Origin of the sequence: Aneurinibacillus sp. UBA3580 (genome assembly GCF_002375825.1) — a bacterium.
In the GTDB taxonomy this organism is placed as follows: Bacteria; Bacillota; Bacilli; order Aneurinibacillales; family Aneurinibacillaceae; genus Aneurinibacillus; species Aneurinibacillus danicus.
Genome location: NZ_DFMZ01000103.1, coordinates 29,968 through 30,506, shown reverse-complemented (window position 1 = coordinate 30,506; position 539 = coordinate 29,968). Strand labels below are relative to the sequence as shown.

Sequence of the window (539 nt, the reverse complement as noted above, 5' to 3'; positions counted from 1 at the left end):
TGAGACGCCATGGTGGTTTTGTTTATCTGTAATATTTTTCGTGTTTTATCTATATAGTATATAGAGAGGGAGCAGATAGTATATAGAGAGGGAGCAGGCTGAATTTCACGATTTCTTTTTGAGGAGAATATGGTAAAATACAGAAGGATAGCGGCAGTTGAAGGGGGAAGACAGTCTGGTGGATGATAGAAGCTGGGAAGAATTCCTGATTCCTTATGAGCAAGCGGTTGAGGAATTAAAAGTGAAATTTAGGGGTATTCGCAAAGAATTAAAAAAGAGAAATGAATATTCGCCTATCGAATTCGTAACAGGTCGCATCAAAAAAATTTCAAGCATTTTAGAAAAAGCGAACAAGCTGGGTATTCCGTTGGATCGTCTTGAGGAAGTGGAAGATATTACCGGAATTCGGATTATGTGCCAGTTTGTACAGGACATTGACCGGGTTGTGGAACTGGTTCGCCAGCGCAACGGCAAAGATATGACGATCGTCTACGAGAAGGATTACATAAAAACCCAGAAGCCGAGCGGCTACCGTAGCC

1 protein-coding gene is annotated in these 539 nt (G+C 41.6%); it reads left to right on the top strand.

What is annotated here, in order from left to right; translation table 11 throughout:
* Positions 1 to 178 precede the first annotated feature (178 nt).
* On the top strand, positions 179 to 539 hold a 361-nt coding region (locus B2899_RS14765), incomplete at its 3' end, for a GTP pyrophosphokinase (RefSeq protein WP_414631785.1).